Source organism: Pseudomonas sp. Sample_22, from assembly GCF_004307635.1.
Classification (GTDB): Bacteria; Pseudomonadota; Gammaproteobacteria; order Pseudomonadales; family Pseudomonadaceae; genus Aquipseudomonas.
This window is the reverse complement of sequence record NZ_RCNY01000093.1, coordinates 15,970-22,485: the sequence shown is the minus strand read 5'-3', so window position 1 is coordinate 22,485 and position 6,516 is coordinate 15,970. Positions and strand designations below refer to the sequence as shown.

The 6,516-nt window shown below is 60.9% G+C and carries 7 protein-coding genes; 3 read left to right on the top strand and 4 right to left on the bottom strand.

Annotation, left to right across the window (positions count from 1 at the left end):
- Positions 1–481: 481 nt before the first annotated feature.
- The 3 genes from D8U73_RS26720 to D8U73_RS26710 all read right to left on the bottom strand — a co-directional run bounded on the left by D8U73_RS26720 (position 482) and on the right by D8U73_RS26710 (position 3,688).
- A complete protein-coding gene (locus tag D8U73_RS26720) occupies positions 482–1,927 on the bottom strand; it encodes a SulP family inorganic anion transporter (protein WP_056854920.1) in 1,446 nt (481 codons plus the stop codon).
- Positions 1,928–2,127: 200 nt separating this feature from the next.
- Entirely contained in the window at positions 2,128–3,039 is a 912-nt protein-coding gene (locus tag D8U73_RS26715) for a LysR family transcriptional regulator (RefSeq protein ID WP_056854919.1), read from the bottom strand.
- 58 nt (positions 3,040–3,097) lie between these two features.
- Positions 3,098–3,688: an NAD(P)H-dependent oxidoreductase gene (locus tag D8U73_RS26710; RefSeq protein ID WP_056854918.1), complete on the bottom strand. Its 591-nt coding sequence runs from the start codon at positions 3,686–3,688 to the stop codon at positions 3,098–3,100.
- A 161-nt stretch (positions 3,689–3,849) separates the two neighbouring features.
- Between D8U73_RS26710 and D8U73_RS26705 the strand changes: the two genes are divergently transcribed.
- Entirely contained in the window at positions 3,850–4,164 is a 315-nt protein-coding gene (locus D8U73_RS26705; RefSeq protein WP_130906211.1) for a putative quinol monooxygenase, read from the top strand.
- On the opposite strand, the gene D8U73_RS26700 is transcribed toward D8U73_RS26705, so the two are convergent.
- Positions 4,154–4,918 (bottom strand): sulfite exporter TauE/SafE family protein, encoded by a 765-nt coding sequence (locus tag D8U73_RS26700; protein ID WP_130906210.1) that lies wholly within the window; start codon positions 4,916–4,918, stop codon positions 4,154–4,156. The two genes, D8U73_RS26705 and D8U73_RS26700, sit on opposite strands and share 11 nt — an antisense overlap.
- Before the next feature lie 222 nt (positions 4,919–5,140).
- Here D8U73_RS26700 and D8U73_RS26695 point away from each other — a divergent pair, with 222 nt between their 5' ends.
- Both D8U73_RS26695 and D8U73_RS26690 read left to right on the top strand, forming a co-directional pair.
- Complete coding sequence (locus D8U73_RS26695; RefSeq protein WP_056854915.1) at positions 5,141–6,025, top strand: LysR substrate-binding domain-containing protein; 885 nt, start codon at positions 5,141–5,143, stop codon at positions 6,023–6,025.
- 113 nt (positions 6,026–6,138) lie between these two features.
- Entirely contained in the window at positions 6,139–6,483 is a 345-nt protein-coding gene (locus D8U73_RS26690; protein ID WP_056854914.1) for a cupin domain-containing protein, read from the top strand.
- The last annotated feature ends 33 nt before the right edge of the window (positions 6,484–6,516 follow it).

Here is a 6,516-nt window from a genome sequence, read left to right as displayed (position 1 = left end):
TTCCCACGCGGAGCATGGGAACGATCACAGGCGGGTCTCAGTCGTGATGAACCCGGGCGCGTCGATCGTTCCCACGCTCTGCGTGGGAATGCAGCCCGGGACGCTCTGCGTCCACTGCGAAGCCGAACGCGGAGCGTCCGAAGAAGCGTTCCCACGCGGAGCATGGGAACGATCACAGGCGGGTCTCAGTCGTGATAAACCCGGGCGCGTTGATCGTTCCCACGCTCTGCGTGGGAATGCAGCCCGGGGCGCTCTGCGTCCACTGCGAAGCCGAACGCGGAGCGTCCGAAAAGGCATTCCCACGCGGAGCATGGGAACGATCACAGGCGGGTCTCAGTCGTGATGAACCCGGGCGCGTCGATCGTTCCCACGCTCTGCGTGGGAATGCAGCCCGGGACGCTCTGCGTCCACTGCGAAGCCGAACGCGGAGCGTCCGAAGAAGCGTTCCCACGCGGAGCATGGGAACGATCACAGGCGAGTCTCAGTCGTGATGAACCCGGGCGCGTCGGAGCAATTTTTTGCAACGCTCGGACAAATGCAGCACTCGCAGATGCTTGCCGGCCTTGTTGTAGCGCTCGCGCAGAGTGTCGAGCGCGGCGATGGCGGAGTAGTCGACGAAGCTCAAATGACGACAATCGAGCGTCACTTGCGCCGGGTCGTTGGCCGGATCGAATTGGTTGAGAAATGGCGTGGTCGAGGCGAAGAACAACGTACCGTGGACCCGGTAAAGCTTGCTGCCGTCGCTCTCCAGATGACTGTCGGCGTACAGCTGCCGGGCCTGTTGCCAGGCAAAATTCAGCGCCGCGATAATGATGCCGCACAGCACGGCGGTGGCCAAATCGGTGAACACGGTAATCACCGTCACGGCGATGATCACCAGCGCATCGTTCAGCGGGACCTTGTTCATCACCCGCAGCGAGGCCCAGGCGAAGGTCTGTTGCGACACCACGAACATCACCCCGACCAATGCCGCCAACGGAATGCGCTCGATCAGCGGCGACAGGAACAGGATGAACAACAGGATCGACACCCCGGCCACCACCCCGGACAAGCGCCCGCGCCCACCGGAGCTGAGGTTGATCACTGTCTGGCCGATCATCGCGCAGCCGCCCATGCCCCCGAATACGCCGGAGACCATGTTGGCTGCCCCCAGCGCCACACATTCGCGGTCCGGGTAGCCACGGCTCTCGGTGATTTCATCGGTGAGGTTGAGGGTCAGCAGGGTTTCCAGCAGGCCCACCAGCGCCATCAGGATCGCGTACGGCGCGATGACGCGCAGGGTTTCCAGGTTCCATGGAATATCCGGCAATGCCAGCGTCGGCAGACCGCCGGCGATGTGCGCCATGTCGCCGAGGGTGCGGGTCGGCAAGCCGAGCAGATACACTGCCAGGCCCACCCCCAGAATTGCCACCAGTGCCGGCGGCACGGCGCGGGTCAGGCGTGGCAGCCCATACACGATGGCCATGGTCACGACGACCAGGCCGACCATCATGTACAGCGGCGTACCACTGAGCCAGCTTTCGCCATTCTTGAAATGCTCCAGCTGCGCCAGCGCAATGATGATCGCCAAGCCGTTGACGAAGCCGAGCATCACCGGGTGCGGCACCATGCGCACCAGTTTGCCCAGCCTAAGCAAACCGAACGCCATCATGATCAAACCACCGAGCAAGACCGTGGCCAGCAGGTACTGCACACCGTGTTGCACCACCAGCGCGACGATCACCACCGCCATCGACCCGGCAGCGCCGGACACCATGCCCGGCCGGCCGCCGAACAGCGCGGTCAGGGTGCAGATGATGAATGCACCATAAAGCCCCATCAGCGGATTGAGATGGGCGACCAGGGCGAAAGCGATGCATTCGGGCAGCAGGGCGAAAGAGGTGGTGAGTCCGGCCAGGGCATCGGCGCGCAGAATTCTTGGTTTCATGGGGGACCGCATACAGGGCAGCAAAAAGAGTGTGCGGATGTTACGGATGCACATTCACAAATGCCATCGCGGGCAAGCCCGCTCCCACAGATTCTGCGTCGCTCACCGGTTGCGTGAACCACACAATACCTGTGGGAGCTTGGCTTGCCCGCGATGAACGATGACGCAGTCCAAACCAGAAAAGAGATGCCAGGCCTATTTCAGTCGTTGAAGTTCGTTGAGGCATAAAGCGCCAGCTTGCCCTGGATAAAATCCAGAAAGCACTGAATTCGCAAGGCCAGCTGCGAGTTGCGGTAGTAAACGGCATTGATCGGTTGGCGATAGCCACTGTTGAACTCTGCCAGCAACACTTTCAAGCGGCCGGCACGAATGTCTTCGATGGTCATGTAGTGCGACAGGCTGGCGATGCCCTGCCCTTCCAGCGCCAGATGGCGGATGGTTTCACCGCTGGAGGCGCTGAGCGCCGCCTCGATCGGCCAGCGATCGCCATGCACATAACGCAACGGCCACTGGTTGAGGCCTTCGTTCTGGGTGAAGCCCAGCAAGGTATGGGCGGACAGGTCTGCCACCGCGGTCGGCGTGCCGTGTTTTTCCAGGTACGCCGGGCTGGCGACGATGTGCAACGGGCTGCAACCGAGTGAGCGCGCGTGCAGGGTCGAGTCCGCCAGCGTGCCGATGCGGATGGCGATGTCGGTACTTTGCTCCAGCAAATCGATGATCAGATCGTTGCTGTTGAGCTCAAGCTGGATGTCAGGGTAGAGCCGCCGGAATTCATCGATGTAAGGCACGATGGCGTGCAGCATGAACGGCGAGGCCGCGTTGATGCGCAAACGCCCGGACGGCGTTTGCTGGCGCGAGGACAAGCGCTCTTCGAGCTCGTCCATCTGATCGAGAATCAGCTTGGCGTGTTCGAAGAAATACTTGCCCTCCTCGGTCAGGTCCATGCGCCGGGTGGTGCGGTTGATCAGCGTGGTATCGAGCTTGGCCTCCAGCCGCGACAGCGTGCGGCTGACCGCCGACGGGGTTTGCCCGACCTGCTCGGCCGCCGCTGAAATCGATCCGCACTCAATCACGCAGACGAAAATCTGCAACTCATCGGACCTGGCTTTCACGTTTGCCCCTCATTCAAAAACTGGCTTGATAGTAGCTGGATGCGGGGCAAAAGGAACCTCAGGCCTTGAGGCCGAACACCTCGGTCAAATGCTGTTCATAACGCGCCACGTCACCTTCGATGTTCGGGCGTTTCATCACGTCCACGCTAAGGAAGGTCGGCAAACCGCTCATGCCGAGGAATTCGTTGGCCTTGTGGAACGGGAAGTAGACCGCGTCCACACCTTTGCCTTCGAAGAAGTCGGTCGGGTCGTCGAAGGCTTGCTGCGGTGCGTTCCAGGTCAACGACAACATGTATTGCTTACCGTGGATCAAACCGCCGCTGCCGTACTTTTGCGAGGCATCGGAACGGGTGCGGCCGTCGCTGGCGTACAGGCTGCCATGACCTTCGGTAAAGACTTCATCGATGTACTTCTTCACGGTCCACGGTGCGCCCATCCACCAGCCAGGCATCTGGTAGATGATCACGTCGGCCCAGAGGAACTTGGCGACTTCTTCAGCCACGTCGTAGCCCTCGTCGATGAACGTGGTTTTCACGTCCACGCCACCACGGTCCAGCACGCTTAACGCAGCTTCATGCAGGGTGGTGTTGTAACGGCCATCGGAGTGGGCAAATTTTTTGCCGCCATTGAGCAACAGAACTTTTTTCATGGGAGGTCTCGGGAAGGTCAGGAATCGGATGGCGGCAGATTAACGATCTGCCTCGCGCGGAATAAGCGCTCATTGCACAAAATTCATTTGACCCACACGCACGAATCAACAAGAGATTATTGCCTTAGACTGGCGCCGATTCTGACCAGAGGAGCTCCTACATGAGTGAAATCCAAGGCTTCATCCTGCATGCCAAGACCCGCCCGGAAAAATCCGCGGCCTTCGAAGCGTTTTTCAGCGACCACGTAGAAGCGAGTCGTGCCGAGCCCGGCTGCATCGAGTACCACATGCTGCGCGACAAACAGGACCCGACGCTGTTTATCTTCTATGAGATCTGGCAATCACAGGCCCATCTCGACGTGCACTCGAACCTGCCGCACATGAAGCAGTTTCTTGAGCAGCGCGATGAGTACCTGGAGCGTGACTTCGAGATCCGCGCCATCGAGATGATCAGCCCGTCGTCCGCTAGCCGCTGATCAACAAATGGCCGCCGAGCAATCCGAGGCCAATGAAGAACACACGCTTGAACAGCACGGCGCTGATCCGCTGACGCAGCCATTGCCCGAGCATCATGCCGAGCACCGCAGGAATCAGCACCAGCAGCGACGCACTCAACTCGCCCCCGCCCAAAGCCCCGCGCCACAGTAACCCGCCGGCCAGGGCGAGGGTCGAGACAGTGAACGACAGGCCCAGTGCCTGCACCAGTTCATCCTTGCTCAACCCCAGTGCCTGCATATACGGCACTGCCGGGATCACGAAGACGCCGGTAGCCGAGGTAATGACGCCGGTGACCAGACCGCAGAGCGGCCCCAGCCAACGTTCGTTGCGACTCCCCACACACAGGGTTGGCAGAAACAGACCACTCAAGGCATACAGCATCAACGCCGCTCCCAGCCCCCGCACCACCCAGTGCCCTCCGGCCATGCCGATCCACAGCGTGCCCATGCCGGTGCCAAGGAAAATCGCCAACAACATCGGCCATAACCGCTTGACCAACCCCGGCAGATGCCCTCCGAACGCCAGTTGCCAGAGGTTGGTCAAGGTGGCTGGAATAATCAGCAGAGCCGCAGCTTGCGACGGAGCCATAGCCAGACCGAGCAAGCCCATGGCAACGGTCGGCAGGCCGAGGCCGATCACCCCCTTGATCATGCCGGCCAGCAGGAAGGTGGCGATGACCAGCAATGAAAGGGCCAGACCGAGGTTTTGGTAGAACGTGACGAGCGTATTCATGGGGCTATCCTGAGCCCGGATTGGCCAGTTGAAAATCTGCCATATACTAAGGCTGCCTCTTGCCTGGCAAGAGCCTGAAAAATTGATCGCGCCGACTGACGCCTTCGCGGGCAAGTTCGATCCCACATCTGATCGCGTTCGCCCGGAACACCCCGGTCACCTGTGGGAGCGGGCTTGCCCGCGATGAGGCCAGTCCAGACAACGCATAACCGGCGGCTACCCATGCACTTCGACCTCACCGACCTGCGCCTCTACCTGAACATCCTCGACACCGGCAACATCACCGCCGGCGCCACGCGCAGCCATTTGTCCCTGGCAGCGGCCAGCGCGCGAATCCGCGCCATGGAGTCGTCATTGGGCACCGATTTTTTGCAACGCGGTCGTCGTGGTGTCACGCCAACACCTGCCGGAAAAGCCCTGGCGCGGCATGCCAGGGTTTTGCTGCAACAGGCACAGCGCATGCAACAGGACCTGGCCGAATACGCCAACGGCGTCAAAGGCCAGGTCCGATTACTGTGCAACACCACGGCAATCACCGAGTACTTGCCGGAGTTGCTCGCCGACTTCCTGCGCGAACACCCCAATCTCGATATCGACCTGCAAGAACTGCCCAGCGCACGCATCACCCACGCACTGCGTCAGGGAGCGGCAGACCTCGGCGTTGTCTCCGATGCAGTGGATACCACTGACCTGCAGACCTGCGCGTTTCGCGACGACCCGTTGGTGCTGATCATGCCCCACGAACATCCCTTGGCACAGGCGAGCTCGGTGAGCTTTGCCGACACGCTGCATCACCACTACGTCGGGCTGAACGCCAATAGCGCACTGGCGGTGTACCTGGAGGAACAGGCGCTGCACGCAGGTTCACGCATGCAGATCCGCATCCGCGCCGATGGCTTCGATGGCGTGATGCGCATGGTTGCCCGCGGGGCGGGACTGGCGATCGTACCGCTGGCCGCAATCGAACGCGCCCCCATCGGACCGACCTTCAAGCGCCTCGCCCTGCAAGAACCCTGGGGCCAACGCAAGCTGTTGCTTTGTGCCCGGGACTTCGCCGCATTACCCGGCTACGCCAAGGCCCTGCTGCATGCATTGACGCTCTCCTGAGTCGTCGAACGCTGTGCGTTTCTGGACAGCTCAGTGTCGAGCACAGACAACTGAGCAAGGGACGGGCGCTATAGGGTGCGACTTCAGTTCCAGTACCCACTGCCGGAGTCATCATGACCGCACCGATTACCGTTCTTCGCGACACTCACCCGCTGCCCGTGCTCGACGCCTGCAAATGGGAAAAACTCGAAGGCGACCCGCACACCGTCAACCTGAACGCCTACACCAGCGAAGACGGCAGCAAGATCATGGGCACCTGGATCTGCACGCCGGGCAAGTGGTATGTGGACTACGTGAAATGGGAGTACTGCCACTTCCAGGAAGGCTACTGCATCATCACCCCGGAAGGCATGGCGCCGATCCACCTGCGCGCCGGTGACATTTTCATCGTCGAGCCAGGCATGAAAGGTACGTGGGAAGTGGTGGAAACCGTGCGCAAGTATTTCGTGTTCGCCTGATGGAAAAAACCGGGAGATCACCCGACGTGATCT